This window comes from Lamprocystis purpurea DSM 4197 (genome assembly GCF_000379525.1).
Taxonomy (GTDB): domain Bacteria; phylum Pseudomonadota; class Gammaproteobacteria; order Chromatiales; family Chromatiaceae; genus Thiodictyon; species Thiodictyon purpureum.
This window is the reverse complement of record NZ_KB902532.1, coordinates 1-25777: the sequence shown is the minus strand read 5'-3', so window position 1 is coordinate 25777 and position 25777 is coordinate 1. Positions and strand designations below refer to the sequence as shown.

Below are 25777 nucleotides of genomic sequence, written 5' to 3'. Positions count from 1 at the left end.
GACGCGGAGGCCATCGTGGCAGCGGCACAGATCGAGATCCCCGAGGACGTCTTGGATTCGGCGCGCCTGACGGCGGCCGAGGCGAAACGGGAACTGGCATTGGCCTTGTACTCGCAACAGCGGCTGTCGGCGGGTAAGGCCCGAGCGCTTGCCGGTTTGTCGCTATGGGAATTCAGACAATTGTCTGCGTCCCGCGGCATTCCGGTTCATTATGATGAATCCGAATTAACTGAAGATCTCAAGGCGATCGATTGCTGGGAGCGCTCGCACCCATGAGCCTGGTTGTCAGCGACACCTCGCCGCTGACCAATCTCGCGGCGATCGGGAGACTCGACTTGCTGCAGAGCCTGTTCGGCCGCATCCAGATTCCCGAGGCTGTTTGGTTCGAGTTAAACGCGGGCGGGCGGTCCTGGCCAGGTCGCAATGAAGTTGCCGATGCCGATCGATCAAACCCTTGCTCGACGATCTGCGTCTGCGTGCGGGATTTTGGTTGAGCCAATCCGTCTACGAACAGGTTCTCGCGGAGGCCCGAGAGTTCCCGTAATGAGGCGAATCTGCCCAAAACCAATGTCATGGAACCACGTATTCGAGTGCCTATTCACTGGCGTCAAAGCGCGCCGCCTGCTTGTCCACGCCGATGATAGGGCTCGGCCACCGTGGGGTGGCTGGTCCCATCTCTCGGCGGTGAGGTCCAAACGCCAAACGTTCACCCGCTTCCGGGCATCAATCAACAGAGCCATCGCTCCGCACGAGGTTGATCACGTAGACTTCATACCGGAACGAATTGCCGAACAAGACGTTCCAAGGGAGGCGCCGCAAGCGTCGCGCCCCTGAGCGCCCACGTTCAGCGGATCGCCAAAGCGCCATTGCTAGCGCCTTGATGAAAGCGATCATCTAAGTTTACTCGCTAGACGAGTCGCGTTGCCGCGTGCGGATAGTTCCGGAACACCCGGGTTTCCTGCGGGCCGCGAGTAAAATAAAGGGGGGCCGAAAGCCCCGCACTGGCGACGCTGGAGTGGCTGAAGGGGATGATGAGCCAGGGCCTCGAATTGCCGGAGATCATAGGCACCGAACTGCTGCTGGTGGAGGTGGCCTGGGCCTTTCCCGACGGCACCCTGCCGTCGGTGGACCCGGCGACCCTCCCGGCGACCTGGCGGCTGATCTCCAACCTACATTCCACGGCGACCCAGGCGATCGGCAATGCCTGGCTGGATCGGCGCGACTCCCTGGCCTTGCAGGTCCCGTCCTCGACGCTCCCGGATGGCGCGGCGCGGAACCTGCTGATCAACGCTGGCCATCCCGATTATCCCAACCCGATCCCGCCCGAGCACGTGACGGTGACGCCGTTCGATCTGCGGCACTACTCCGCCGTGGGCAGTGCTGTAATCGATAGGATGATCGGCGGACGCTGGCAACACTAAGGAGCCTAGCAAAAATAACTTGGACATTTCTCATCAGCGAGTGTTGTGGATAGCTGCGCTGTCAACACGGAGCACCCGGTAAGTGTCCAAGTTGTTCCTGCTAGCGGCCTAACGCACCGATCGTAGACCATGAAGATCGGCGGGTAAGACGACAAGGCGAGGATTCCATCACCTCAAGCTCAAGGCGCATAATCGCCAACACCGATCTACAGGAGATCCACGGCATGCGAACGAACATCGTGATCGATGACCGGCTCATGGAGCGTGCACAGGCGCTCTCGGGGCTGCAAACCAAGCGTGAGGCGGTCGAGGAGGGGTTGCGGCTCCTGGTGCGACTGAAGGAGCAGGAACGCATCCGCGCGGCGCACGGCAAGCTGCCCTGGGACGGCGACCTGGATGCCACGCGGCGCGACGATGCGTGATGGTGCTGGTCGACTCATCGGTCTGGAGCGATTGTCGCATAGGCCAGGGCCGCATAAATGTCCGCCCGTTCGAGGCTAGGATAGAGTTCCAGGACTTTGTCTATCGTTTCGCCTGACGCCAGCAATCCAGTGACGGTGCCGACCGTTATCCTGATGCCGCGGATACAAGGCTTGCCGCTCATGACCTTGGGGTTGATCGTAATTCGCTCCAGTTCCGGAGAATTCATCTGTTTTCTCTGTCAGAGTGGCTATGGCTGCGCTATCAGCATTACACCTGGGCATGGGGGCTCAGCCGCGCCCGGTGAAAACGGAAAAGGCACCAGGGCCAAGGCGCCACGCCTATAGATCATTCCACACCTCATCGTCCGGGTTGTCCCAGACGGCGGCGAGCGAAGCCGCTTGGGCACCCATCAGATCCTCCCACTCCACCCGCTCGCTCTTTTCCTTTAGATAACCAATGAAATCCAGTACCTCCCGAGCCTCGATCTCAGGGAGTGTCTTGATCTGTTCGTAGGCCAACTCTGCAACAGTCATGGTTGATTCTCCCGAACTGATCCACAACGCGCCAATGATGCGCTGCCTTCGCTGTCAGGCTCAGTTGCACTGGTGGAGCCGAGCCCGTCGTTGAGCAAGCCGGCGGGCGGGCGGACCACCAACCACGTGCCGGTTTGCTCGGCCAGGCGACGCGCCCGCTCGGAGGCCCGCATCAGCGCCACCGGTGCGGCCTGCATGTCGGGGTCATTGAGTCGGGAAACCGGGGATCAGATGTCACCGCGAGCCTCGCTGTCCTTTGATCCCCGCACCCAGCGCTCCAGGTCCTCGATCCCGGTGAAATCCAGCAGGGCCTCACCCAAGGCGGCCAGTTCGTCGGCGGAGAGACGCTCGACCTGCGCGCGCTGATCGGCGGTCGGCTCGCCGACACGACGGCGCAACAAGCGCATCACCAAGCCCAGTTGGCCAAGGACCAGACCGCGCCTCTCGCCGCGTTTCTCTCCACGTTTCTCTCCACGTTTCTCTCCCGCCTCCTCACCCTCACGGAATACCTCCTGGTAAAAGCGAGTCTTTTTCAAATCGGTTTCAGGCAAATGGAGCATGATCTGGATCGCCTCTCGCGAAAGCTCTGGAAATTTGTAGACCAGCACGGTCTCGATCAGAAAGATCGACGCCAGTCAGCGAGCATAGAACCAGGGGTCCGCATAGAACTGGGACTCGGCGAAGACCAACGGCAAGCCGGGTGTACCCGGAGCGGGCAACAGCACCCCGTCGAGCCGAAAGGCCGTCTGTTTCATCTCCTCGGCATGCATCCGGTAGACCCCCGCGGGCGGGACCGCAAGGCCCGCCAGTTCAAAGACGGTCGCCGGACGCTCCTGGAAGATCCGGTAGAAGAGCGGGTCGGTGTGCGTGGGTCCGATTCTAGCCCAACAGCCGTGAATGGGCAGCCGACGTTTCGGGAATCCCGGCATAACTGTTTTCTCAACCCTAAGATTTCCGGTTAGGTAAACTGTCACCGGGACTGCGTATCCAGTAAGACATTCTCGACCTTGACCTGTCGTCCGCGGTACTCAATTTCTGCACTTATATAGGGCAGGCCATGACGCAGCTCGATATTCATCACGCGCTCCGGATGCCAAGCCACTGCCGCTCGCGGATATCCAGCGTATCCCGGCTGGTGTGGAAGACGTAGAACTCCCGTTGCGGGACTTCGCGATGAATTCTGGCGCAGGCGCTCAGGGCCGTCGCCGAATCGGGGAAGGCGTCAAGCACCGCCAATTGGTCGAGAATGCGCTGGTCGCCTTCGGAATGGGCCTTGACTGCCTCCAGCAGAAGCCACTGTTGGGGATAATAGTCGCGGATTTCTTGCCATTGCATCGCTGCGCTCCTGAGTGACTCAAATACCAGAGCGGGGGCCTGGGCGTTTGGTGTACTGATAAGAATTGCTCGGCTGCATCGTGCTCCGCAACCGATATGCTCTTATCGTCAGCTTAAAAAAATGGCCTTAGCCGCTTTGTCTTGCTCATCTAGCTATAGATTACGGAGCCTTCTCGGGTGGCTCCGCTGCGTAGCCTAGATACGAATGCCCAGATCAGAGAGTCGATAACTTTCTCGTCAGTGAAATAGACTGGAAGGAACGCTGCCCTGAAGGCAGTTATTGATGCTGTCAGCAAATCGTTCGCCAGGATCCTTACGTATTCGGAGCGCAGGAACCGATGAAAACTTTCGAGCTGGCTGATCCGATTCCCAAGTGAGAGAGTGCGGGCGGGCTCCCGAAAGAAATAAAACGCAGCAATCTGGCTGTCGTAAATCGGCAACCGGCGATTCTTCATATGAATTAGCTTCGTGGCAAACGAAAACTGAAGACTCTGGCGTTCGTTCCGGTGAGTTGGCACCTTATAGAGATCTCCGACAAGGTTTCCTAGCGTTGGCATGCTGTCTGTAGCCGCAGCGAGGCGGCCAAAATACTCTTGGTAGTAGCTCGAGCTGAGGCGCGCCGCATTCATAGCCCAATATGCTCGATATTTCGATTGAAATTCCGACTCACCAGCGCGATCGATATTCTCGACGAGCCAGTCGTAATCCCGAACGTGGGCCGCAGGGATAGAACCGACGATGCTCCGAATGTGGGTTTCGATCAGACGGAACACGTCAGGCAGCTCCTGGGGGTTGTCTAACTTTCACTCCGGCGAGGCAAATTGCTTCTGGAGCCGGGCGACCAGCGCCGCTGACGATGCTGCGCTGCTCAATCTTGCCGATCATGACCCCATGTCCTCCGTCGAATCTAGGGCCGGTTCTGTTTCAGTGCCGGCGTTACCCTCGGAAAAGTAGCTATCGTCAATTTCGATCAGGGATTGGGGTCGCTTCTTGACGCCGACCTCATGTTTGAGTAGGAGGTCTATGAGCCTGTCGCCATCGATCAAAGTGATGGGCGCGGCTCCGGGGTACAGGGCTGCGTCGGTGCAGCCCTTGGCGAAGCGGCCGGTAGTAATGATCGTGCCGCGAATCGCCTGGTGGTAGGGCAGCGCGCCGCGCAACTGATCGAGCACCGGGCGGGTGATAGAACCCTGATGACGCTTCACCTGGACTACTTCCTTGATCTGAGTGATGCCGAACTGATAATTGGCGATCACATCGACACCTTTATCGCCACTCTGTTTGGTCACGACAACGTCCTCGTAGTCCATCGCTTCAAGGAGATCCCGGATGAGAGCCTCAAACCGGTAGGGATGCATCTTAGCGAGCCGCTCCCGGAGTGCCGTGACCTGATCGTCGTTGTATTTCTTGATGGCGCTGAGTACCCGCTGATGCGGATGCTGCTCCGACGTCGCGATCGAATCGGCGGCGTAGGCGATGCCTTTCTCGGTGATGGCGTAGGTATTACCTGCCCGAGTGGAGTAGCCACGTTCGACGACGTTGAGCATACGATAACGTAGCGTATGCTTGATGGTCGAAGGAGTCCTATAGGTTGAATGGGCCAGCAAGAAACTCCCCCAGTCTTCGAGCAAATCGCCACGTTTGCCCGGCGAATGCGCGGCGAGGATGGAGAGTAGAATCGGGATGCCTTCGGCCTCGTCGATTTTGCGGACCGTAGCGATATCGTCGTCGAGAAATGCCTGCCCGATGTCGGACAGTCGGTATATGCCACTGCTGTCAGGCATCAGCAGCTTGTAAGTGGCGATAAACCGGTAAGCGCCGTAAAGGTAGCGGGGGTTGATGGTCTCACCGCTTTCCTTCCAGATTCGGCCAGCTAACGCCGCGGACTCGCCTGAGAGGCGTTGAATAATCCATTCGTCCGGGTTGCTCCAATCGACCTGATTTTGGGGCGTGCCGGTATGGTCCCATACCGCGGCGACCATGTCGCGGACGGCAGTTTGGCTGGTCGTACCCGTCCAGATGGCGATGAGCCTGCGGACTTCCGTATAGCTCGGGAGATTGGGGATGTGAACTAGGTCGTGATGATTTTCGGTCATGTTTGGCTACGTGATCCATTGCTTAAGCATCATAGATGCCCGGGGCGGTATCTTGGCAGTACTATACTCAAATAAGTAGTCGCGGGCGCGCGAGTCAGCGAGCCTCGGTCGGTCACAGGTATAACTGATTCTTGATTCTTGGCATGCTGTAATCTCAAGCGGCTAGCGGTACCCGCAGGTCGATCTCATCCCAAGGTACGAATACGCGTTGGCGGTCGTCGACTTCAAGGATACCTAAATCGACCAAGGTCCCGACATCGGTGCAGCCAAGGGTCTTGTCCTGCTCGGGTGGTTCAGCAAGTTCCCCGATGGGGGTGGGTCCGCGGCGTTTGACTGTCTGTATCAGTTCCCAACGCCTTGGCGTCAGGGTACTGAGCATCTCAGACAGGCTCTCGAAGCCAATGGATTCAACTGGAGTGACGGCTTCGCCCCGTTCCAGGCGTTCCCAGGTTTGCGCGAACGCCTCCATCGCGGCCTGCGGGGTCGAGATCTCGATGCGAAGGATGCGTCGTTCACTCATCGGTCAAGCTCCTGACATCGGCCCAGAAATCGTCGAGCAAAGTCCTGACGCTGACGAACGTATAAGGTTCTTCCCGTCCGCCCAGATGCTTGTGGTCGCCCTTGCCGCGCTCGTTGTCATAACCGACGATACGCTGCCGGTCCCGAATATACACTAAACGGTACTTCAGCCCGTGCGGGCGCTCCGCGTCAGCCTGCGGGAGTTGCCAGATGACCATTTCGATCAGGCCGGAGCGGAAAGTCTGACGGCGCTCGAAGAGCTTTCTGGCGTTCATTGTTCCAATGACGCCACGATTGAGGACCGTGGTCAAGTGCTGAGCCACACCGCGCGCGTGCCCGGTGGCGGCTTGGGCACTCCAGTTGGGACAAGTGGCGGTCGAGGATGGACTCCAAGTAGGACGCGAGGCCGAAGACGCGGCTTGCGAGCTCGCGGCTGCTGGGCAAAAGGTCCGGGCGAAGCAGGTGGAGCAAGGTGTAGAGATCGGGGTCGCCGAGTTGGATGGGGGTGGCTTCGATCCGGACAACGGCCTCGGCGTTGTCGCAGAACCAGCGGACCGCCCGGTAGGCCCAGGTCTCGGTGTTGCGGATGTGGTGGGCCTCGTCGATGATGACCAGGTCGAAAGTGGGCGGCGGGTCCAGACCGAGCAAGCCGCGCCGGGGGCGCCGCCGCTCGGTGTCGCCCATCAGCAGGGCCTCGTCGGGCAGGATGGCGCGGGCGTATTTCTGCGGCCAGACGCCGTCCAGATGGGTCTCTTCGATGCAGTAGCGCAGGGTCGGGCCGTCCAGGTGGTCGAAACGCTCGTCGAAACGTTTCATCTCTTCGAGCCATTTGCGCTCGGCAACCAGCGGCTTGGGGCAGATGACGAGCACGGTGCGCAGTTCGCGGCGGGCCTGAAGCTCCTTGAGGATCAGCCCGGCCTCAATGGTCTTGCCGACACCGACCTCATCGGCGATGAGCAGCCGGGGCCGGTCAGCCTGAATGAGCCGGACCAATTACGGTCGGCGATTCGCAGCAGGGCGGCCAGGTCGAGTTGGTCGAGCCGGGTGTAGCCCGCGGTGTCGACGTGGTTGCGTTGCTGAAAGGTCAGTTCTTGCAGGACGTGGGTCTGCCACCAGTGGTCGGAGAGGCGCGGCAAGACCTCGGCGAGGAAGGCCGCAAGCTGGGCAGACAGGGTGGTCAGGTGGCGGTGGTCCATGGGTCCGTCCGTCGTTGTTGATGGAAGCCGATTCTTCACGCTACGCCATTATGTCCTTATGGGGACTACCTGTGAATGCGCTTCAGGTCAAGACGTTGGGACCCACCCGACCGCCGTGCCGGGTGGTCTGCAAGCACTGCGTATTGGGTTAGTTACAACCCCGCTAGCCAGTACCGGCGGCGAGCAGATCCCGAAACGGTGCCAGATAGCGCCGCTCCGGCGACCAGTCAGCGATGGCGAAAACCACTGACTGGAAGGCGCCGGCCTGTTCCTTGAGTGCCTCATGGAAGATGGCGGCAATGCGGGCCGGGTCGTTGCCGTAGGTCCCGCAGCCCCAGGCACCGAGGACCAGCCCGGTGTAGCCGAAAGCGCGCGCGATGGCCAACACGCGGCGGATGCGGGTCTGCATCCGGTCGGCAGCGGCCGCCTGGCCGAGCTTGGGCGCGTAGGGCGCGGCGCAGGTCAGGATACCGAGCGGCCAGGGCTGGTCCAGCGGCGTGCCGTCAGCGGCGCGGAAGACCGGCACGTCCGGGGAGAGGATCGCCCAGTCGGTCGAGTCCGGCAGGGGCCGCGCGGCGTGGGCGGCGTACATGGGATCAGCGGACAGGGTGGCGAAGAGCGCGCTGGAGCGGCACAGCAGGCTCTCCTGACCGCGATTGCCCTGCTGGAAGCCGCCGCCGGGGTGGAGTCCGTTGGCGAAATTGAGCACCAGCACACGCCGGGCCGTCGCCGTGAGGCGCCGCGCGGTGGCGAGCGTGCTCTCGTTGACGACCTGGACTTGGGTGACGGTGAAGCCGACTGGCCCGACCTGCGGCAGGACGGCATCCGCCGGCAGGCTGCGCTTGGCCGCGACGGCCGCGGCCACGGCGGCACCCCAGTGGACGGGCTGACCGGCGACGTTGGAATAGGTCCCGGCCGTGATCGCCGCCAGTGCCGACTGGCCCAGGGCCGCCGCCTGTTCGCGCGGGATCTGACTCAGCTTGCGGCAGCGTTCGGCGAGTTCCGGACTGTCCTGGCACGGGCGAACCTCCACCCGGGCCAGGGCGCGTTCCTCTGGTGCCGCTCGATCCCGGATGCGGTCACCGCTTCCCCCGCGGCTGCGCAGGGCATTGCCCGACTCATACACGGCTTCCTTGACGCCGCGGCTGCCCAACGGCTCACGGTGACGCTCGACCTCGGTCTCCAGCGCGGCGGCCAGGGCCACCAGTTCGGGATTCTTGCCGCTATAGTCGCGAATCCGTTTGGCGGCATCGCGAAGCGTCTTGCGCGCCCGTTTGAGATCGCCCTCGCGGTTGGCCGAGGCGGCGTCGTAACGCGCCTGATGAGCCAGGTGTTCGGCAACCCGGCGCTCGACCGCGACCTGGCGGGGCTGAGACTTACGGGCGGCATCATCGACCCAGGTCCAGCGAAAGTCGGCCGCGGTCAGGGGCCGGTCGCCGTCGCTGACCTGCACCCGCAGCGGACAATCCGCGTTCAATGCACCCGGCGTGAAGCGGACGCTGACCAGCAGGTCGAGCACCTGTCCGCTCGCCAGGTCGCCGGGATGGATGCTGAGGGCGCGATCGCCGGTCTTGGTGCGCCAGGGACCCAGGGCCTTGACCGCAAGGCTCCCGTCCCAGGACAGATGCACGCGTGGATCGGCGCAGACCACCGCGAGGGCGTCCCCGAGTTCCCGGCCGATGCGGGGGGCGATGTCCGCGCCGGTGGGGATGTCGTGGAAAGCGCCGCCGCCGGCATCCGCCAGCGGCCCGAGCAGTGACTCGTTGTAGTCATCGCCGATGCCAAAGGTGCTGGTGCGCACTCCAAGCGTCAGCAGTTGTGCGGCGTGAACGGCCAGTTCGGCAGGATCGACGATGCCGACATTGGCCTGGCCGTCGGTGAGCACGAAGCAACGGCGCAGTCGCTCGTTCGGGGGCTCGCGGCCGATCAGACCGCAGGCGGTGAGCCAACCTTCGCCGAGATTGGTGGAACCGCGGGGACCGATCTTGCCGAGTGCCGCGCTGGCCGCGGCCCTGGCACCGGCACCCGCGTGGGTCAGCGGCAGGACGGTGTCGATGTGGTCGTCGAAGACCACCAGGGCGATCCGGTCGCGGGGTCCGAGACGGTCGATGGCCGCCAGGGCGGTCTCACGGGCGCGCGGCCACTTGTCGCCGCCCATCGACCCCGAGCGGTCGAGTGCCAGGGCCAGGTCGACCGGGGCACGCTCGCCGTTCAGGTGCGGGGCCTGGAGTCGCAGGTGCAGGTAGCGCTCGCTCAGACCGGCGGCACGGATCAGCCGGCGATCGGTGTCCAATGTGAGTCCCAGCCGTTCGCGGCCCTCGGGGTCCGGGGCCTCGCCGTCGTCAGCGTCGGCCGCGGTCCGGAAGGCGCAGAGGTGGATGAGACGCCCGTCTTTCACCAAGGCACCGCCGGCGAGCCCGTCGCCGACCAGGCGCCAGTCCTCGCCCTCCCCGACGGCTGCGAAGCGCTCGATCGGGGCCGCTGCAATGGACTTGAGCCAGGGACCCGGGACTTCCTGCGCCTGGGTTCGGACGTCGCTCGCCGCGTCGATGGCATCCAGCGCGTAGCTCTCCACCAGCTTGCCAAGGGCAGCGGCCAGGGTGGCCGGGCTATCGAAGAGATCGAGTCCCACGAGCCGGCCGTTGATCGCGAAGAGCGCGCCGCATTGGTTCGGCTGCGGGGTGAAAGCGGCGCGGAAGTCGTCCAGCCGGGCGCGGCTGCCCTCATACAAGGCCGCGGCGGCTCCGGTCGGAGAGGACACCTGCATGCGGCGGGAACGCTCTTCGATGTCGCGCCATACCGCGCCCTGGTTACTCTCGCGAGAGCCGCGCCGGCGCAGGGAATCACTCACGTCCGCGGCCTTGCGCGCCCGCCCGGCGGCGAAGTGGGCACGCCGGGCGCTGCCGAACTCGGCGGACTCGGCCTGCCAGCGACCGGCCTCGACGCAGGAGACCGGGATGATGATGGTCTGGTGCGCGGGGGCCAGGATGCTGAGGTTGAGGATGCGGTTCTGCTTGGCGCCGATCAATTCCTCCCCGTCGAGCAACAACACCGGCCAGTCGCCCCGATTGACGAAGCACAACTCCGGCACCTGCCCCGCCTCGGAGACCTCCGTGACGCGCGCGCCGCCGTCGCCCAGTGCCTCATCCAGGAGCCGATAGCCCGGCTGGGCCGGTCCTTCGGCCAGCAGCGGAAAGAGACTGAGATTGAGGAACTGGATCGGGTTTCCGACGACGACGCGTGACAGGCTCTCGGCAATGGCGGACATGGGCGTCTCCTTCAGGTTGTCGTAGCGGCGGACGGAGACTGCTGGGGTCGGCGCCTGCCCGGTTGGGTTTCGGTGGCTGGATTCCTGGTCAGGGCTCGGTGCTGAACAGCCGCTGCGCCTGCTCCAGCAGGGCGTCGAGCCGGCGCTGATCGGCGCGGGCGAGCGGTCGACGCACATGCAACTCGATATCCGGGTGCAGGGTGATGCGCTCCCACGTGCTGCGATGCGGTTGCCGCGCCATTGGCGGCGGTGCAGGCGTGACCGCGGGCTCCGGTCGCGCGGCACCGGTGGGCGGTTCGCCGTGCCGGGCAGGCTGACCCAACACCTGGCGCACATAGTCGTAGGCCGTCGCGGGAGCATCTTGCACAGCGCCCGGTTCGACCAGCGCCGCGGCCACGCCGGCATCGTCGAGGGCCTCCAACTGCGCCCGGATCGTGGCCAACGGCTGGTGGGCTTCCTGCAAGCGTCGGATCAGCCGCAGGCGGTCGCGGTGGCCGGGGCCATAGCTCGCGGCTGGTCCCCGTCCCGCCGACGCCGGCAGCAGTTTCTCCGCCAGGTAGTAGCGGATGGTGCGCACGGGGACGCCGGTCTCACGACTGAGGGCGTTGATGTCGAGTGGGTCAATCATGGCCTAACTATACATCAAACAGTGTCGCTGTCAACTTGGCGACAGGCGAGATTCGTGTTTCAGGGACGGCGGAACAGAAAATCCCGGTCAGGTCTGAAAAGCTTGGGCGGTATGAAAAGCGGTGAGGTAGGCATTGCGTCCCGGATCGTTGCCCGGTCCGGTGTCGAGCGTCGCGCGCCAATGAGAGAGGCATTGACGCGCCTTTTCAAAATAGCGGGCAGCTCAAGATTTCGCGTCGCAGGATGTACGACGCGACGTCGCGCGGGTTTTTTTGCTTGCGCGCTTGGCCGGTATAGCCTTCGGACGTGATAACCGGACGTAGGGGCGGGTTTCAAACCCGCCCCTACACCAAGAGTACGAAGGCTATAACATCGCGCTCATCGTTTCGCCCGCCTTCGGCGTCGCGCCGACCGTCACATGGCGCTGCTATGCTCCGGTCGGGGCTCCTGGAAAGCAGACGAAGATTCAGGATCACCGGTAAACCCATACTCCACCGGCACCCTGAGATAAAACAGATTGAGCCCCTGCCCCGCGATGTGAGCCAGGAACCGATCGGCCTCCTCCTGGGTCACCACGAAACCCACTTCCACCGGCAGGTCTCCAGCCAACTCGAAAAAACGCTCCTCGTGCAGTCGCCCATGACGGCCATAGCCGGCCAGGGCGCGGAACGCTGAGCCGCCGTGCAAACCGAGTTGCTTCGCCTCCTCCAGCAGCCAGTCGTAGGCCAGTTTACGATGGTGGCGGCGGTTTTCCGCCACATAGAACTTGAGAAAACAGCCGTTCATGGACAGTCCTGCCAGTCATCTGACGCACGTGTGAACATGGATGTCTCGCAACCTGAACGGGGCCTTCGGCTTCAAGCCGCCGGCCAGCCGCGCGATCCAGGCGCGAGACCACCGCGAACCCTGCGCATAAGGTATAACGCAAACGGGTCGTCGGCGGCTGCCGACCGACCGGCGTTTCCAGCCACATCCTTCGTCTGAACCTTGCAGCGGGGAGCACGCGTGACCAGTACCGACCAGACCAACCCGCCGCACCGCAGCAAACCCAGGCGCTTACCCCCGCGGGAGCGACTGCGCGCGCTGCTCGGCATCGAATCCCGGCCGGCCAGCCATCACGAGCGCTGGCTGGCGATGGCCGGAGGTGTCCTCGGTATTGCGCTGGTGTTCGCTGCCGCGGCGCTGCACCCCCTGGGGCCGGGCAGTACGCTGGTGGTGGCCTCGATGGGGGCCTCGGCCGTGCTGATCTTCGCCGTGCCCCATGGCGCCCTGTCTCAGCCCTGGCCGGTCATCGGCGGCCATCTGCTGTCCGCCTTCATCGGCGTCACCGCGGCGCACTGGATCCCGTCGGCGGCACTTGCCGGGCCGCTCGCCGTCGGTCTCGCGATCGTGACCATGCATTATGCGCGCTGTCTGCACCCGCCGGGCGGCGCCACCGCCCTGACGGCGATCATCGGCGGCGCCGAGATCCAGGCCCTGGGGTACGGCTATCTCCTGGCACCAGTGCTGGTCAATGCCGCGCTGCTGGTGGCGGCCGGCATCCTGCTCAACTTCCCTTTCCGCTGGCGGCGTTATCCGGCCGCTTTGGCGGCACCCGCGGCGGCACCCGGCGTACCCGATACCGGGGAGACGCCGACACCGCCCGCACTCGGCCACGACGATCTGGTCTATGCCTTAGGGCGGATGGATTCATTCATCGACGTCTCCGAGGCCGACCTGGCACAGATCTTCGCCCTGGCGGCGCACCACGCCCAGGAACGCCATCCGGGCGATCTGGAGATCCGGCCTGGCCGCTGCTACAGCAACGGCCGTTACGGGGCCGACTGGGCGGTACGTCGCGTGATCACGGTTGAGCCCGGCGGCGCTGAGGCCCTGGTGTCCTTCCGCGGCGCTGCCGGAACCGAACGGCGCACCCGCGGCACCCTGAGTCGCGCGGCCTTCGCCGACTGGGCACGGCATGAGGTCGAGCGCGACGAGACCACCTGGCGACGCGTCGTCCACCCCCGACCGGAGCACCGCGAGCTTTCCACATCCCCTGTTGTCGCTTCTGTGGATAAGCTGTGCCCAAGCGGGACTGAACCTTAACCAAACAGTGCGTTTGAAACGCCGACTAAAGTTTCGCCACCACGCCGGATGCGGCGGCGTCGATGAGTCATCAGGAGGGCGGACGACGCAACCGCGGCGTCCGCGGTGCGGCGCCCGGCGTGGCGTGGATTCCAGGAACAACTCGCCGGAGGGTGACGCCGACAATCACCGCGAACGCAGGTAACGCTCCTGCGGCAGTGCCCGCCCGTGACGGCGGATGATGGTCCAGAGCCGGCGCACCGGCGCGCTCGGACTGGCATCCAGCGCGGCGGCGGCCATGGGGAGCTGCGCCTGATAGCGCTCGGCCAGACCCTGCGCCAGGTCACGTTCCAGGCGCTCGAGCGGCGGCGCGATGAGACCGGCCAAACCGGGCAGCGCGGCGGCAATCAGCAAACCCGCGGGGTCATAATCCACGAAAGGCCCAGACCGGGACCTGCAAGGCGCGCAACAGTCCCAGCGCATGGTCCGCGCGGGTGTCGGAGCGGTCGCCCCGCCAGACCACCAGTGGATTCTCTCCGGCCGGGGAAAAATCCAGCTCGGTGTCATGGATGCGATTGAAGGACTCCCAGTTCTCCACCAGCAGCACGGTGGCGTGAGCCAAGAGACCGGCGACCGTCGGGCCTTCCACGTCCAGGTGGCTGGCGGGCGGCAGGATGAGCGCCTGGCCGTCCAGCATCAGGGGACGCCCCGGCAGCGTCTTGATGGCGACCCGTCGGCGCTTGACCGGGGCGGCGGCGAATTTTTCGTTCGGTCCAAGGTGCAGCGCCTGGGCGCGGCCGATCCCGTTCCAGGCCGCCGGATCCGTGTCCGGAGCGATGCCATCGGCGCTCAGGAGTTCGCGAATCCGCGCCTTGTCTTCCCGATCGAACAGGAAGGCAGATCCTTTGGTCCGCCCGATGCGGAAGTCCTCGAAGAACGTCGTCCAGATGCCGCGCGAGCGATGACGCGAGCCGGAAGGCGTCTTGCTCGAGCGGCACCAAGGTGCGGTGCCGGCGCAGCGCCTGAAGGCCGTTCGGGGTCGCGGCCTCGTCCGCGCTCTCGATCCGACCCTGATGACTACCAGCAAGCGCAGATTGTGCTTGATCTCGGCGAACCCGTCGCGCAATGCGCGCCGCTCGTCCTCGCCGATCCGGGCATAGGCGGCGAACCAGGCCCCGCCCTGTCGGGTGCAGGCGAGCCGCCGGCCCAGCCGGGCCAGCCGGGCCAGAAAGGCTTCGGCATCCCGGCGCTGAGCCTCATCCTCCAGGAACCGGCAGGCGTCCGGATAACGCACGGCACAGACGAACTCGCCGGCCAGGAGCAGGGTCAGGGTTTGCTCAAACATGTGCTCCGCCATTTTTGACTATGCGCTCTGCCATCTGGCACATTATCCTAGAAAGGCAGCCGGCGACCAACCTCCAGTTGTTCCGCTTCAGCGCGGGCTGCTGTCCCCCCTGTTTACCGAGATGATCCATGACGCCCACCGTTACCCTCTCCGCTCCGTCGCTGCTTGCGGTCAATGATCTACTTGGCGGCCAGACCGTCCTGGCCTGCCTCCCTCGCTCAACGCTTGACTGGGTGACCCTCATCCGTAGCGGCATTCCCGCGTCCGCTGTGGATGCCCTGACCAGACTCACGCACCTGTCCCAGACCGAGTTGGCGACCGCCGTGGGCATCCCCGAGCGGACCCTGGCGCGGCGCAAGCGCGAGGGCAAACTCACAAGCGAGGAGTCATCCAGGGTGATCCGTCTGGCGCGGGTGATTGCCCGCGGCGAAGAGGTTTTCGAGGATCTGGCCGCGACCATCGACTGGCTCAAGTCGCCCAATGCCGCGCTCGGCGGAGTCACACCCTTGACACTGCTTGACACCGACATTGGTACCGAGAGCGCAATGGACACCCTTGGGCGCATTGAGCACGGCATTTTCTCCTGATGCTCACCGTCTGGCGGATACTGACCGCGCGCTTTGCCGACAGCGCCTTCTCCGGAGAAGGCGCCAGACGCTACGGGGGCCGCTGGAATCGCAAGGGTGTGCCGCTGGTCTACACCGCCGGCTCCCAATCCCTGGCCATGCTGGAAATGCTGGTCCAAGACCAGCCCCTGCGTGCCCGTTACCTGATGATCCCGGCCAAGGTCCCGACTGACCTGGCGATTGCTCGGGTCACCACCGGGCAACTCGACCCCGATTGGCGCGACGCGGCAGCTCTCGAGGCCCTTCGTGCCCTGGGTACCCAGTGGGCAGAGGGGCTGACCACCGCCGTACTCGCCGTCCCCAGCGCAGTGGTCCCCGCCGAGACGAATTACCTACTCAATCCGCGACACCCCGATTTTGCCCGAATCAGAGTCGGCGAGCCGCAGCTGCTGATCACCGATCTGCGGCTGATCAGGCGATCACCTTAGCTCCGGGCCCCGACAGCCGCGCTTCCAGCAACCGCCGACCTGCTTCCACACTGAACCGATACCGGAACAGGGCCAAGACCTCGGCGTCCGGGTCCGGAAGCGATTGGCGGCTTGATATTTCCGTTCTCATCCAGATTGATGGACCAGAGCGCGGCGACCTGCCCATCACCTCGAACACATCGGATACAAACCGCGGATGACCCTCGCCTTCGACAACACCTACGCCCGCCTGCCGGACCACTTCTACGCGCGACTGGCCCCAGTGCCGGTGGCCGGTCCGCGGCTGGTCAAACTGAATACCGCACTGGCCCTGTCGCTCGGACTCGACCCGACAGCGCTGGACACGCCGGAGGGCTTGGCCGTGTTCGCGGGCAATCAGGTGCCCGCGGGCGCGGAGCCGCTGGCTATGGCCTATGCCGGGCATCAGTTCGGCCATTTCGTCCCGCAGCTCGGCGACGGCCGGGCGATCCTGCTCGGCGAGATCACGGACCCGCAGGGAACCCGTTTCGATATTCACCTCAAGGGCTCGGGCCGCACCCCTTTCTCGCGCGGGGGTGACGGACGCGCCTGGCTGGGTCCGGTGCTGCGGGAATACGTGATCGGCGAGGCGATGCACGCGCTCGGCATCCCGACCACGCGCGCACTCGCCGTGGTCACCACGGGCGAACCGGTCTATCGCGAAGCCACCCGACCGGGCGCGGTACTGACACGGATAGCGCGCGGCCATGTGCGGGTCGGGACCTTCGAGTATTTCGCGGCCCGCGAGGACCACGCGGCCCTGCGCCGCCTGGCCGACTATGTCATCGCCCGCCACGACCCCGCACTGGCCGAGGCTGAACAGCCTTACCTGGCCCTGCTGGACGCGGTCATCGGGCGTCAGGCGGACCTGATTGCGCGTTGGCTCGGCATCGGCTTCATCCACGGGGTGATGAATACCGACAACATGTCGATCACCGGCGAGACCATCGATTACGGCCCCTGCGCCTTCATGGATACCTATCACCCCGAGACGGTCTACAGCTCCATCGATCGGCACGGGCGCTATGCCTATGCCAATCAGCCGCGCATCGCCCAGTGGAACCTGGTGAGCCTTGCCCAATCACTGCTGCCGCTGCTCGACGAAGACCCGGAGCGGGCGTTGGACATCGCCCAGACGGCGGTCGACACCTTCATGCCGCGGTTCGAACAGGCCTATCTCGCGGTCTTTCGGGCCAAGCTGGGGCTCATGGATGAGCAGGCGGACGATGCCGAACAGATCGCCGGGTTCCTGGCGGCCCTGGCCGCGGACAATGCAGATTTTACCAACAGCTTCCGCGCCTTGGGTGAGGTTGCAGCGGGTAACGAGACCCGCTGGAGCGACGGTGGCGCCATCGCCGCCTGGCTGCCGGACTGGCGCGCCCGGCTCGCACGCGAGACCGCAAGCCCGGCCGAGCGGGCGGCCCGGATGCGGCGGGCCAACCCGGCCGTGATCCCGCGCAATCACCGGGTCGAGGCGGCGCTGAACGCGGCGGTGGACGGCGACCACGTACCGCTGGACGCACTCTTGCGGGTACTCGCCAGCCCCTGGGAGATGCGGCCCGAGCACGCACCTTACACGCAACCGCCACAGCCGCACGAAGTCGTACAGCAAACCTTCTGCGGAACCTGAAACGGTGATCCGGTTGAGCAGCATAGCGGCGATCCTGTTCAGCGTGCTGGCCGCTTGGGCGCTGCTCAACGGCCTGCTCTTTCTGGCCCAGCCGAGGATGCTGTTCTTCCCTTCGACCACGCTGGAGGCGACGCCCCGGGACTGGGGTCTCGATTACCGGGATCTCGCAATCCATACCGAGGATGGCATCCGGCTACACGGCTGGTTCATCCCCGCCGCCACCACCGGCGCGCGGCGCGTGCTGCTCTTCTTCCACGGCAATGCCGGCAATATCGCCCATCGGGGGGCATCCGTGGCCATCTTCCATCGTTTGGGGCTCGACATACTTCTCCTGGATTACCGGGGCTATGGCCGCAGCGAGGGCGCACCCAGCGAAGCGGGGCTCTACCGGGACAGTCGTGCCGCCTGGCGCTGGCTCACCGTAGACCAGGGGATCGCTCCGGCGCATATCGTCCTGTTCGGCCGCTCCCTGGGGGGCATCGTGGCGGCCCATCTTGCCGCCGAGGTCCAACCCGGGGGCTTGATCCTGGAGTCGACCTTCAGCTCCGCCCGCGACCTTGCGGACACTCTCTTCCCGCTCCTGTCGCGGGCGATCGTCCTGCCCTTCCGTCTCGACGCGGCCGGCGCTCTGCATCAGGTGCGCTGCCCGGTCCTGGTGCTGCACAGCCCGGACGACGAGATCATTCCCTACGCGCTCGGACGCCGACTCTTCGCGGCGGCGCCGGAACCCAAAGGCTTCGTCGTTCTCCGCGACGGGCACAACGACGGCTTTCTGCGTTCCCAGCCCGGTTACGAGCAGGCACTCGACCAGTATTTGGCGAGTCTGCCGCCGGACCCATATTGAACCCCATCCCAGATCCAGACTAATCCACACAGGAACACCGCCATGAACGCGATGCCAACCGCCGTCGTCACCGGCGCCGACCGCGGACTCGGCCTTGAAACCGCCCGCCTGCTCGCACGGCGCGGCTATCGGGTGTTGATCACCGCCCGCCGCGACGCCGCCGGCCAGGCCGCGGCCGCCGCCTTGGCGGCCGAGGGCCACGAGGCGCACTTCCGGCACCTGGATGTCACCGCGCCGGCCGAGGTGCAGGCCCTGCGCGATCATCTCAAAGCGACCTTCGGACGCATCGACGTGCTGGTGAACAACGCCGGCATCTTTCCGGACCCGAGCCCCGGCAGTCCCGAGTCGAGCATCTTCAACGCGGATCTCGACACCATCCGCCGCGCCATGGAAACCAACACCCTGGCCGCCATCCACCTGTGCCAGGTGTTGATTCCGCTGATGCAGGGCAACGGGCGCGTGGTCAACGTCTCCTCCGGCATGGGCCAGCTCAGCGACATGAACGGCGGCTGCCCCGGCTACCGGCTCTCAAAGGTGTCGCTCAACGCCGTCACCCGCATCTTCGCCGACGAACTGCAGGGCACGAACGTCAAGGTGAACTCAGTCTGCCCCGGCTGGGTGCGCACCGACCTCGGCGGATCGGATGCGCCGCTGAGCGTCGCGGAGGGCGCCAAGGGCATCGTCTGGGCCGCGACCCTGCCGGACGACGGCCCGAACGGCGGCTTCTTCCGGCATGGGGAGGCGATTGCCTGGTAGCCGTCAGTCACCGCAAACCAGACGACCAAAGGACGGCCGGCCCAGTTGCGCGGGATCGGCACAGACACGCCGCAGCCGCGCGATCAAGGAGCCGTCGGGATCGAACACAAGGACCCAGGACCTGGCCGCCATCGACAGGCCGTCGAAACCATCCTCCCGGCAGTCCCAATAGACCTGTTGATAGAGGGTGTCGCACAAAGGCCGATCGATCCGCTCGGGATGGTACCCGCATTGCTCAATCACCTCCGGCAGCGCCCCGCTGCCGGTGGCCCCGGTGTAGGCGCCGGCATCGCCGAACTCGCGACGCCCGGCAGCCTCCAGATCCGCAAACACCCGATCCCGGCACGCCTCCCACGCGTCCCCCGACCGGGCGGCAAGGCCCGGCGCGCCATACAGGGCGAGGAGCATCATCATCCAGACCGGGATCCAAGACCGCTCCCGAGGGCGGGGTAGCACGACCATGGCGACCTCCTGTCCGGACCGACGCATGCGCCGTCTGCCGGCTGCATGCGTCGTCGGGACCGTGCGGACGGTACCATCAATACACAGGTGCCGGGCGGCGGGCAGACGCAGTGCACCGCCCGACACGCGGACCGCGACTGAACAAGCTGCGGCGGCACGACCGGGAACGGCCGACGCTGTCGACGGCACCGTGTCCGATCGCGACGATGTCCGCATCAAGTATATGTGGTGACCGGCGATCCTGTTGGATTCGGTGCCTGGCGTGGCTGCGGCCACCAGATCACGTCCGAGGCCAGCCGGGCACTCGCCATCCGCGGTCTTGATCACGGTTTCGGCCACGCGGCATCGGGTGGACAAGCACCGCGCTGTCCACCCGCGGCGGTGCGGGATTCGGTGGTCGACTTTCCAGACTCAAGGGTTCGAAGCCTTAGCCAAAGATCTGATAGCATCCGGTAAAGATCGACCCACACCGGCACGCGCCTTGGCCGTGGCAAGCAATTGCCGATCGTGGTCGGTTTGAACCATCCGCTCCAGACTGGCGATCAGGGCGTCGGCGATTGCATCCTCGCCCCTGGCGCGGCGGAGCATGGCCATGACACCGTAGAGGGCAAACGCCTCCTGGATGTGGAGCCGCGGACGCTGTCCGAGACCGCTCAGCAAGGTTTCGGCTTCTTCCAGATCCCCATCCTCGATCAGGAGGCTGGCCAGGTTAACGCGGGCAAACAAGTAATCAGGATGCGCCGCGATCACCCGACGCAAGAGTTCCCGGGACTCCGGATCCCGCCCCTGCTTGACGCGGATGGCCGCCAGGTTGCCCAAGGCGGCCTGGTGGTCCGGAACGCGCTCCAGCACAGCTTGGAGATACGCCTCGGCGGCCATCAGCTCGCCATCCCACGTCGAACGCACCGAGGCATCGAGCATGGCCTGCAGGTCCGGCGGCAGATCGGGCGGATCGGGCTCGCGGTAAATGTCGGTCGACACCAATTTGATCTCCTGCAGCGTCGCACCGTTCCAGTATTGAACAGCCTCATCGGCCCCAACCAGACCGTGTTCACGCAGTGCATGCAGCATCGCGACGCGCTCTTGCGGGGTACCGACCGACCGGCAGGCCAGATCCCGAAGGATGGCTGGCGCGCGCCGTTCGGGCTGACCACCAGCCGGCGGCTCGGCCTGGGACGCGCGCTTCAGCCGATGCTTCAACAGTTGCGTGGCGTAGGAACGTACAAACGCCTCGCCGGCCAGGTAGATCGCCTCCAGATAGGAATCGGTCGCGCTCAACTCATCGAGGTAGGCATCCAGGGGCGCCTGGCCCATCGCGCGCAATCGCTGCACCCAGCCGACCGGCAGCACATGGGACCAATCGAACAGCGCCGGATGCGCCGAGGGCGCCCCGTCCCGTTCCAGGATGGCCAGGTTCTCCCCCGCCGCCGCATGACGCGGGGCGCGCTCCAGGATCTGCCGCCACAGCGACGCTGCCTGCTCGGCCTGTCCGAGCCGACTGGCGGCGCCCGCTCCCAGGTTGAGCCGTTCGACGACCAGGGGACCGGTGTCACGGTTAATCCAGGTCGCCTGACCGGAACGCTCGAAGGCTTCCCAGGCGGCCTGGTCCTCCCGGATCAGCAGCAAGCCGGCGAGCTGACCATAGGCATCCTCGATGCGGCGCGCCTCGGCGCGGACCAAGGGCGCAACGAGCGCGCGGGCGCCGGTCTCATCGCCCTGATACAGCCGCAGCCGCAACGCCCAGCCCAGGGCGAAGAGATTACCCTGGTCGTGCTGCCAGGCATCCAGGAAGCACGCCAGCGCCTCCGCGATGCGGTTCTGGTGAAAGAAGGCGAAAGCCCGGTTGTTGCGGGCCGAGGTGAGGGCAATACCGTCCAGTGCCCGGACGGCACCCGCGAAATCATTGGCTTCCAGATACAGTCTGCCGATATCGAACTGTTCCATCTGCGCGCGGGTCGCCCGCGTGCCGTCGGGCTGTGCCAACAACGCATCCCAGTTCGTGGCGTCGGAGAGCGCAGTCCCGGCCGGAGCACCCAGGTCCCGCAACTGGTCCGCGACGCGATTGGCCAAGAAGAGGTGATGGCCCGCGAGGACAAACTGCAACAAGGCTTCGAGCGCCCGCGGACTCCGCGGCCGACGTTCCGCCCATTGATACGCGGCCAGGGCCGCCGCGCCGCGACTCTGACCCCGCTCCAGGGCCTGCAGCAACAGATGGTTCGCGCCGCCGTGATCGGGAAACCGTTGGACCAGGACCTGTGCCCGCTCGATCGCCCGCTGGTAGTCACCGTCCTTGAGCAACCGTTCGACGGACTTGAACTGGGCCGGCTCGGGCTGCGGGGTCTTGGCTGGCTGGGTCTTCGACGGCTTGTTCGGCACTGCGGTTTCTCCGGTGGCTTGGCGTTGAACAGTGTACTACCCCCGCGGCAGCCCGTCTGATTGAGGCGGCACCCTGAGCAAGACGGTGAGATTCCCGATGAAACGCCGCCCGTCGGCATCCGCATCAGTCGGCCTTGTCGCGCCGATCTTTTGTCCCTAAGCTTACCCCATTCACAACAATTGAGGTGATTGACATGGTTCGTGAAGCCCCGGCAATGACGGTGCGGCAAAATCTCGGGGAGTTACTCAACGAGATTCAGTACCGTGGCGATTCGATCGTCATCACCAAGAGCGGGAAGCGGGTCGCAGCAATCGTCGATATCGCGCTCTTTCAGCGGTTGCAGACCATAGACGAGGACCGCGCCCTGCAGCTTGGCAACCGCGCTCAGACACTCCCCCCTGCCCCGCCGAACGAGCACCTGGTCAGCATTGATGCAGCGCAAGCGGACGCTGAGGGATTCGGCCGCCTCGCGGCCCTGCTGGCGCAAATCGACCTGATCCCGGAACGAGAGGACGCGTATGATCCGGTGGCCTGGGATGAGCATGGCCTGCCGCAATGATCGCGGTTGATACGTCGGCCGTCGTCGCCATCGCCTTCGGGGAACCTGAGCGTGAGACATTCGTACGCGTCCTACAACAGGCCAACAGGGCCTTGATCAGCACGGTCTCGGTGGTTGAGGCGCGCATGGTGGTGCATGGCAGACGGGGACAGCGGGCGGTCGTGTTGCTGGACGACGTGCTGCGACTGCCGATGTTTGAAATAGTATCCCCCGGTCCGGCCGAGATGGACGCGGCCTATGCCGCCTTCGTGGCGTTCGGCAAGGGCAGCGGCCACCCCGCCGGGCTGAACTTCGGCGATGTGTTCAGTTACGCATTGGCGAAGGTGCGCGGATTGCCGCTGCTGTTCAAAGGTAACGATTTTTCTCAAACAGACGTTGCGAGTGCCGGCGGGGCATCCGGCTAAGTGATGCGTCGACCCGGACTGGCCAGCGCCACCCGCGCCTTGGCCAGCGCAAGCCGGCGTCTGTCATCATCGGTTTCCACCAATTGCTCAAGTTTGGCAATGAGCGCGTCGGCTGACGCGTCCTCGCCTTGGGCGCGGCTCAACTCGGTTGGCCGCGGCGCCCGATCAATCTGGGTCGAGAGCACTTGAACCGAGCGCAACACCTTGCCGTCCCAATACTGCACGGTCTCGTCGCCGTCGACCAACCCGCTCTCGCGCAGCGTGCGGAGCAATTCGGTGCGTTCCTCAGAGGTACCGACAGGCTGGCGCGCCAGATCCCGAAGGATGACTGCCGCACGCCGTTCGGGCGGCCCGCCAGGGATGGGCTGAACCGGTGACTCGCGCGTCAGCCGATGGGTCAGCAATTGTGCGCCCAAGGCACGCACGGTCGCGTCGCCGGCCAGATAGATCGTTTCCAGATAGGCATCGCTGGCGGTCAAGGCGCCGAGCGCTGACTCCAGGTGTGCCGCGTCAGCCTCCGACAGTCGACGCATCCAGTCGATCGGCAGCACCTGGCGCCAACCGAAGAGCGCCGGACAAGTCAGGGGTGCCGCATCCCGTTCCAGGACGGCGAGGTTTTCCGCGGCGGTCGCATGCCGCGGATCCTGCTCCAGCGCCTCCCGCCACAGCGTGCGCGCCTGATCGGCACGCCCCAGCCGACTGGCCGCCCCGGCAGCCAGATGGAGCCGTTCTGCGACCCGATGGCGGCGCTCGCTCGCGGCCCACGCGGCCCGCTCCATACACTCGAAGGCATCCCAGGCCGCCTGATCTTCGTGGATCAACAGCAGCGCGGTGAGCTGCCCGTAAGCATCCTCGGAACGGCGGGCAGGTGCCTGAGCCAAGGGGACGCCAAGCGCCCTGGCGCCGGTCTCATCGCCCAAATACAGGCGCAGCCGCAGTGCCCAGCCCAGGGCATACAGGTTCTCCGGTACGCCAATGCGAGATGGCGGCCCTCGACCGCCAACGGGAAGAAGGTTTCAAGCGCACGCGGACTGTTGGGCCGACGCTCCAGCCACTGATAGGCGGCCAGGACGGCCGCACCCCGGCCGCGGCCCAGGTCCAGGGCATCCACCAATAATGGTTGGCGCCGCCGTGATCGGGGAAACGCTGGACCAGGACCCGTGCCCGCTCGATCGCCCGCGGATAGTCCCGGTCGCGGAGCAGCCGCTCCACCGCCTTGATCTGAGCCGGCTCGGGCGTCGGGGTCTTCGAGGGCTTTTTCGGCACCGCGGTTCCTCATAGTGGTTTGGTGTTGAGCAGGCATCCAGTGTAACGGAACCGGTCTGCCGACGCGGCGAAGCAGGCCGTTCGCCAACGCCAGACCGACCTTTATAATATACTATGATATATATCAACGCCGGAGGATACCGCCATGAGCCAAGTCGCCAAACTTTTCACAAACGGTCGGAGCCAGGCGGTCTGTTTGCCGGCCGCCTATCGATTCGATACGAAAGAAGTGTTCATCCGTCGAGATCCGGCAACCGGCGACGTGATTTTGTCGCGCAAGCCGACGGACTGGGATGAATTTTTCGCTATCCTCAAGGATGCGGAGGTGCCGGCGGATTTTCTCGACGAGCACGAGCGTCATCAAGGAGCGCACGCGCGCGACCCGTTCGCGGGTTGGAGTGAATGAAGCAATACATGCAAGTGCTCGCCAGGATTTATCCACAGATGACACAGATGTTCACAGATAAAGAAAAACATCTGTGTTCATCTGTGTTCATCTGTGACATCTGTGACATCTGTGGATGGAATTTCCGTTCCTGAGCTCCGACGAAAGCTTGCCGGAACGATGACGAACGATTACCAAGGCCCGCGGGCTAATACCCCGTTCCGCCTAAAGTTGCGGGAAAGCCGCCCTCGTCATTCCGGCAGGATGCCGGAATCCAGTGCCATGGATGGTAACTCGCAGCGAGCACGGACCTGCAAGATAAGATGAAACGCCCCACCAGTTGGGCAAAGACGTTCATCTCCATAAACTCAGGCCGCCCGGCTACGATTGCGAACCTCCCAGCCCTCGCACGCTAAGCCAATGTAGATGGGGATAGGCTTTTGACCGGCGTGGTAATAGGTGATGGTTCGACGGGAAAGCCCGAGCGCTTGGGCCGCGGCGCTCAAGGTGAGCCCGTTGCGCTCCATCCAGGCATTGAAGCCGGCGGTGGGGAAGGCGGTGCCGGCCTGTTCGCGCGCCATGCGAGTCAGGGTCTCGACCGACAATCCCTGGTCAATGGCTGGCCATTCGATACCGTGGCCCCAGTCCGCTACGACGATATTCGCGAAACAATCAGCATCAGTCAGCGCCTCATAGCCGGCAGAGCCGATGATCGTCGCGGCCTCCAGTGTTAACGTCCTGCCGTCGGAAAGGGCGGCTTCGATCGTCGCGGGCGCAACGGCCTTGACGGAAATAACGGTCAGCATCAGCCAATACCTCACAACTGAGGGTTGAGCTTGCGCCATTCGGAAATTGTGATGTTCGAGGCGGCAAGCGCGATCCGGTCGGCTTCCGCCCATCGGTTATCAATGCCTCTTCCAGGTCCCCTTGCGCGTCCGCCCGAGGGCCTTGATCATCGTTTCGGCCAGCGACGGCCTGTCCGCAACTGGAGGCCGAGGCTTTAGCCGGTGGCGATTCCCGAGATCTCAAATAAAATCAGTGGTGCCTGTGCGCCGAACCGGCTAAACCGAAGTTCCCGCCTGGAAAACGCGATATTCGACTGATATTTCAATATTTTTCGAAAAATTTTGGTGCAAATGCCTGGCTACATCTCGATCGCCTTGATCAGCGCCAGCGCCTCGCGTTGCTTGGCGTT

The 25777-nt window shown here is 64.6% G+C and carries 33 protein-coding genes and 1 pseudogene; 14 read left to right on the top strand and 20 right to left on the bottom strand.

Translation table 11 applies throughout. The annotated features are described in order from the left end of the window. The first annotated feature begins 15 nt into the window (after nt 1–15). From A39O_RS0125060 to A39O_RS0125045, 5 genes and pseudogenes are all read left to right on the top strand, one after another. Complete coding sequence (locus A39O_RS0125060; RefSeq protein ID WP_040528739.1) at nt 16–276, top strand: UPF0175 family protein; 261 nt, start codon at nt 16–18, stop codon at nt 274–276. Then, entirely contained in the window at nt 273–494 is a 222-nt protein-coding gene (locus tag A39O_RS41230) for a hypothetical protein (RefSeq protein WP_020507408.1), read from the top strand. The genes A39O_RS0125060 and A39O_RS41230 overlap by 4 nt, the downstream gene beginning before the upstream one ends. Next, nucleotides 455–544 carry a hypothetical protein gene (locus tag A39O_RS43700; RefSeq protein ID WP_157640404.1) on the top strand — a complete coding sequence of 30 codons (90 nt, stop codon included), beginning with the start codon at nt 455–457 and terminating at the stop codon, nt 542–544. Before A39O_RS41230 ends, A39O_RS43700 begins: the two co-directional genes overlap by 40 nt. Nucleotides 545–995: 451 nt before the next feature. Continuing rightward, nucleotides 996–1421 (top strand): annotated as a pseudogene (locus A39O_RS37105) (RES family NAD+ phosphorylase); the annotation flags it as partial. 224 nt (nt 1422–1645) lie between these two features. Continuing rightward, the gene (locus A39O_RS0125045) at nt 1646–1843 is read left to right on the top strand and encodes a type II toxin-antitoxin system VapB family antitoxin (protein ID WP_020507406.1); all 198 of its coding nucleotides are present in this window, start codon (nt 1646–1648) and stop codon (nt 1841–1843) included. 14 nt (nt 1844–1857) lie between these two features. On the opposite strand, the gene A39O_RS0125040 is transcribed toward A39O_RS0125045, so the two are convergent. The 14 genes from A39O_RS0125040 to A39O_RS0124970 all read right to left on the bottom strand — a co-directional run bounded on the left by A39O_RS0125040 (nt 1858) and on the right by A39O_RS0124970 (nt 12204). After that, on the bottom strand, nt 1858–2070 hold the full coding sequence (locus A39O_RS0125040) for a DUF433 domain-containing protein (RefSeq protein ID WP_026199726.1): 213 nt from the start codon (nt 2068–2070) through the stop codon (nt 1858–1860). A 112-nt stretch (nt 2071–2182) separates the two neighbouring features. Beyond that, nucleotides 2183–2377, bottom strand: coding sequence for a DUF2281 domain-containing protein (locus A39O_RS0125035; RefSeq protein WP_020507404.1), 195 nt, complete (start codon nt 2375–2377; stop codon nt 2183–2185). A 227-nt stretch (nt 2378–2604) separates the two neighbouring features. Beyond that, nucleotides 2605–2937: a DUF4351 domain-containing protein gene (locus A39O_RS42335; protein WP_211211712.1), complete on the bottom strand. Its 333-nt coding sequence runs from the start codon at nt 2935–2937 to the stop codon at nt 2605–2607. A gap of 75 nt (nt 2938–3012) precedes the next feature. Continuing rightward, nucleotides 3013–3306: a DUF2887 domain-containing protein gene (locus A39O_RS42330; protein WP_020507401.1), complete on the bottom strand. Its 294-nt coding sequence runs from the start codon at nt 3304–3306 to the stop codon at nt 3013–3015. Between the two features lie 148 nt (nt 3307–3454). Beyond that, the gene (locus A39O_RS0125015; protein WP_020507400.1) at nt 3455–3712 is read right to left on the bottom strand and encodes a hypothetical protein; all 258 of its coding nucleotides are present in this window, start codon (nt 3710–3712) and stop codon (nt 3455–3457) included. Nucleotides 3713–3861: 149 nt separating this feature from the next. Further along, nucleotides 3862–4485 carry a hypothetical protein gene (locus tag A39O_RS0125010; RefSeq protein ID WP_020507399.1) on the bottom strand — a complete coding sequence of 208 codons (624 nt, stop codon included), beginning with the start codon at nt 4483–4485 and terminating at the stop codon, nt 3862–3864. A gap of 108 nt (nt 4486–4593) precedes the next feature. Then, the gene (locus A39O_RS0125005; RefSeq protein ID WP_020507398.1) at nt 4594–5808 is read right to left on the bottom strand and encodes a restriction endonuclease; all 1215 of its coding nucleotides are present in this window, start codon (nt 5806–5808) and stop codon (nt 4594–4596) included. A 154-nt stretch (nt 5809–5962) separates the two neighbouring features. Further along, nucleotides 5963–6328 carry an HVO_A0114 family putative DNA-binding protein gene (locus A39O_RS0125000; RefSeq protein WP_020507397.1) on the bottom strand — a complete coding sequence of 122 codons (366 nt, stop codon included), beginning with the start codon at nt 6326–6328 and terminating at the stop codon, nt 5963–5965. Next, nucleotides 6321–6545 carry a toxin-antitoxin system TumE family protein gene (locus tag A39O_RS0124995; protein WP_020507396.1) on the bottom strand — a complete coding sequence of 75 codons (225 nt, stop codon included), beginning with the start codon at nt 6543–6545 and terminating at the stop codon, nt 6321–6323. Before A39O_RS0124995 ends, A39O_RS0125000 begins: the two co-directional genes overlap by 8 nt. Continuing rightward, a complete protein-coding gene (locus A39O_RS0124990; RefSeq protein WP_020507395.1) occupies nt 6517–7320 on the bottom strand; it encodes an SNF2-related protein in 804 nt (267 codons plus the stop codon). The genes A39O_RS0124995 and A39O_RS0124990 overlap by 29 nt, the downstream gene beginning before the upstream one ends. After that, nucleotides 7236–7523 (bottom strand): hypothetical protein, encoded by a 288-nt coding sequence (locus A39O_RS41225; RefSeq protein WP_157640403.1) that lies wholly within the window; start codon nt 7521–7523, stop codon nt 7236–7238. The genes A39O_RS0124990 and A39O_RS41225 overlap by 85 nt, the downstream gene beginning before the upstream one ends. Before the next feature lie 163 nt (nt 7524–7686). Next, complete coding sequence (locus A39O_RS0124980; RefSeq protein ID WP_020507393.1) at nt 7687–10791, bottom strand: TIGR02452 family protein; 3105 nt, start codon at nt 10789–10791, stop codon at nt 7687–7689. An 88-nt stretch (nt 10792–10879) separates the two neighbouring features. After that, nucleotides 10880–11419 carry a MerR family transcriptional regulator gene (locus A39O_RS0124975; protein WP_020507392.1) on the bottom strand — a complete coding sequence of 180 codons (540 nt, stop codon included), beginning with the start codon at nt 11417–11419 and terminating at the stop codon, nt 10880–10882. A gap of 413 nt (nt 11420–11832) precedes the next feature. Then, nucleotides 11833–12204 carry a DUF190 domain-containing protein gene (locus A39O_RS0124970; RefSeq protein WP_020507391.1) on the bottom strand — a complete coding sequence of 124 codons (372 nt, stop codon included), beginning with the start codon at nt 12202–12204 and terminating at the stop codon, nt 11833–11835. Nucleotides 12205–12423: 219 nt separating this feature from the next. Between A39O_RS0124970 and A39O_RS35065 the strand changes: the two genes are divergently transcribed. Then, a complete protein-coding gene (locus A39O_RS35065; RefSeq protein WP_020507389.1) occupies nt 12424–13503 on the top strand; it encodes an HPP family protein in 1080 nt (359 codons plus the stop codon). A 165-nt stretch (nt 13504–13668) separates the two neighbouring features. On the opposite strand, the gene A39O_RS0124955 is transcribed toward A39O_RS35065, so the two are convergent. Beyond that, nucleotides 13669–13917, bottom strand: a complete 249-nt coding sequence (locus tag A39O_RS0124955; RefSeq protein WP_157640402.1) for a DUF7281 domain-containing protein — start codon at nt 13915–13917, stop codon at nt 13669–13671. Further along, nucleotides 13907–14827 carry a DUF7281 domain-containing protein gene (locus A39O_RS0124950; protein WP_157640401.1) on the bottom strand — a complete coding sequence of 307 codons (921 nt, stop codon included), beginning with the start codon at nt 14825–14827 and terminating at the stop codon, nt 13907–13909. The genes A39O_RS0124955 and A39O_RS0124950 overlap by 11 nt, the downstream gene beginning before the upstream one ends. A gap of 128 nt (nt 14828–14955) precedes the next feature. Between A39O_RS0124950 and parS the strand changes: the two genes are divergently transcribed. The 5 genes from parS (at nt 14956) to A39O_RS0124925 (ending at nt 19129) form a co-directional block, all read left to right on the top strand. Next, nucleotides 14956–15414, top strand: coding sequence for a type II RES/Xre toxin-antitoxin system antitoxin (gene parS / locus A39O_RS0124945; RefSeq protein WP_020507386.1), 459 nt, complete (start codon nt 14956–14958; stop codon nt 15412–15414). Beyond that, nucleotides 15414–15881, top strand: coding sequence for an RES family NAD+ phosphorylase (locus A39O_RS0124940; protein ID WP_020507385.1), 468 nt, complete (start codon nt 15414–15416; stop codon nt 15879–15881). Before parS ends, A39O_RS0124940 begins: the two co-directional genes overlap by 1 nt. 196 nt (nt 15882–16077) lie before the next feature. Further along, a complete protein-coding gene (locus tag A39O_RS0124935; protein ID WP_020507384.1) occupies nt 16078–17529 on the top strand; it encodes a protein adenylyltransferase SelO in 1452 nt (483 codons plus the stop codon). A 13-nt stretch (nt 17530–17542) separates the two neighbouring features. Continuing rightward, a complete protein-coding gene (locus A39O_RS0124930) occupies nt 17543–18373 on the top strand; it encodes an alpha/beta hydrolase (protein ID WP_020507383.1) in 831 nt (276 codons plus the stop codon). Between the two features lie 42 nt (nt 18374–18415). Next, complete coding sequence (locus tag A39O_RS0124925) at nt 18416–19129, top strand: SDR family NAD(P)-dependent oxidoreductase (protein ID WP_020507382.1); 714 nt, start codon at nt 18416–18418, stop codon at nt 19127–19129. Between the two features lie 3 nt (nt 19130–19132). On the opposite strand, the gene A39O_RS0124920 is transcribed toward A39O_RS0124925, so the two are convergent. Beyond that, complete coding sequence (locus A39O_RS0124920) at nt 19133–19591, bottom strand: hypothetical protein (RefSeq protein ID WP_157640400.1); 459 nt, start codon at nt 19589–19591, stop codon at nt 19133–19135. Nucleotides 19592–20002: 411 nt separating this feature from the next. Continuing rightward, entirely contained in the window at nt 20003–21967 is a 1965-nt protein-coding gene (locus A39O_RS37100) for a tetratricopeptide repeat protein (protein ID WP_020507380.1), read from the bottom strand. A 194-nt stretch (nt 21968–22161) separates the two neighbouring features. Between A39O_RS37100 and A39O_RS42935 the strand changes: the two genes are divergently transcribed. Continuing rightward, entirely contained in the window at nt 22162–22527 is a 366-nt protein-coding gene (locus tag A39O_RS42935) for a type II toxin-antitoxin system prevent-host-death family antitoxin (RefSeq protein WP_085954723.1), read from the top strand. Further along, complete coding sequence (locus A39O_RS0124905) at nt 22524–22931, top strand: type II toxin-antitoxin system VapC family toxin (protein WP_020507378.1); 408 nt, start codon at nt 22524–22526, stop codon at nt 22929–22931. The genes A39O_RS42935 and A39O_RS0124905 overlap by 4 nt, the downstream gene beginning before the upstream one ends. On the opposite strand, the gene A39O_RS0124900 is transcribed toward A39O_RS0124905, so the two are convergent. Next, a complete protein-coding gene (locus A39O_RS0124900; RefSeq protein ID WP_040528721.1) occupies nt 22928–23812 on the bottom strand; it encodes a hypothetical protein in 885 nt (294 codons plus the stop codon). The two genes, A39O_RS0124905 and A39O_RS0124900, sit on opposite strands and share 4 nt — an antisense overlap. 530 nt (nt 23813–24342) lie before the next feature. Here A39O_RS0124900 and A39O_RS0124890 point away from each other — a divergent pair. Further along, the gene (locus tag A39O_RS0124890; protein ID WP_020507375.1) at nt 24343–24603 is read left to right on the top strand and encodes an antitoxin; all 261 of its coding nucleotides are present in this window, start codon (nt 24343–24345) and stop codon (nt 24601–24603) included. A 347-nt stretch (nt 24604–24950) separates the two neighbouring features. Here A39O_RS0124890 and A39O_RS0124885 read toward each other — a convergent pair whose 3' ends face one another. Then, entirely contained in the window at nt 24951–25388 is a 438-nt protein-coding gene (locus A39O_RS0124885; protein ID WP_040528724.1) for a DUF2442 domain-containing protein, read from the bottom strand. Between the last annotated feature and the right edge of the window lie 389 nt (nt 25389–25777).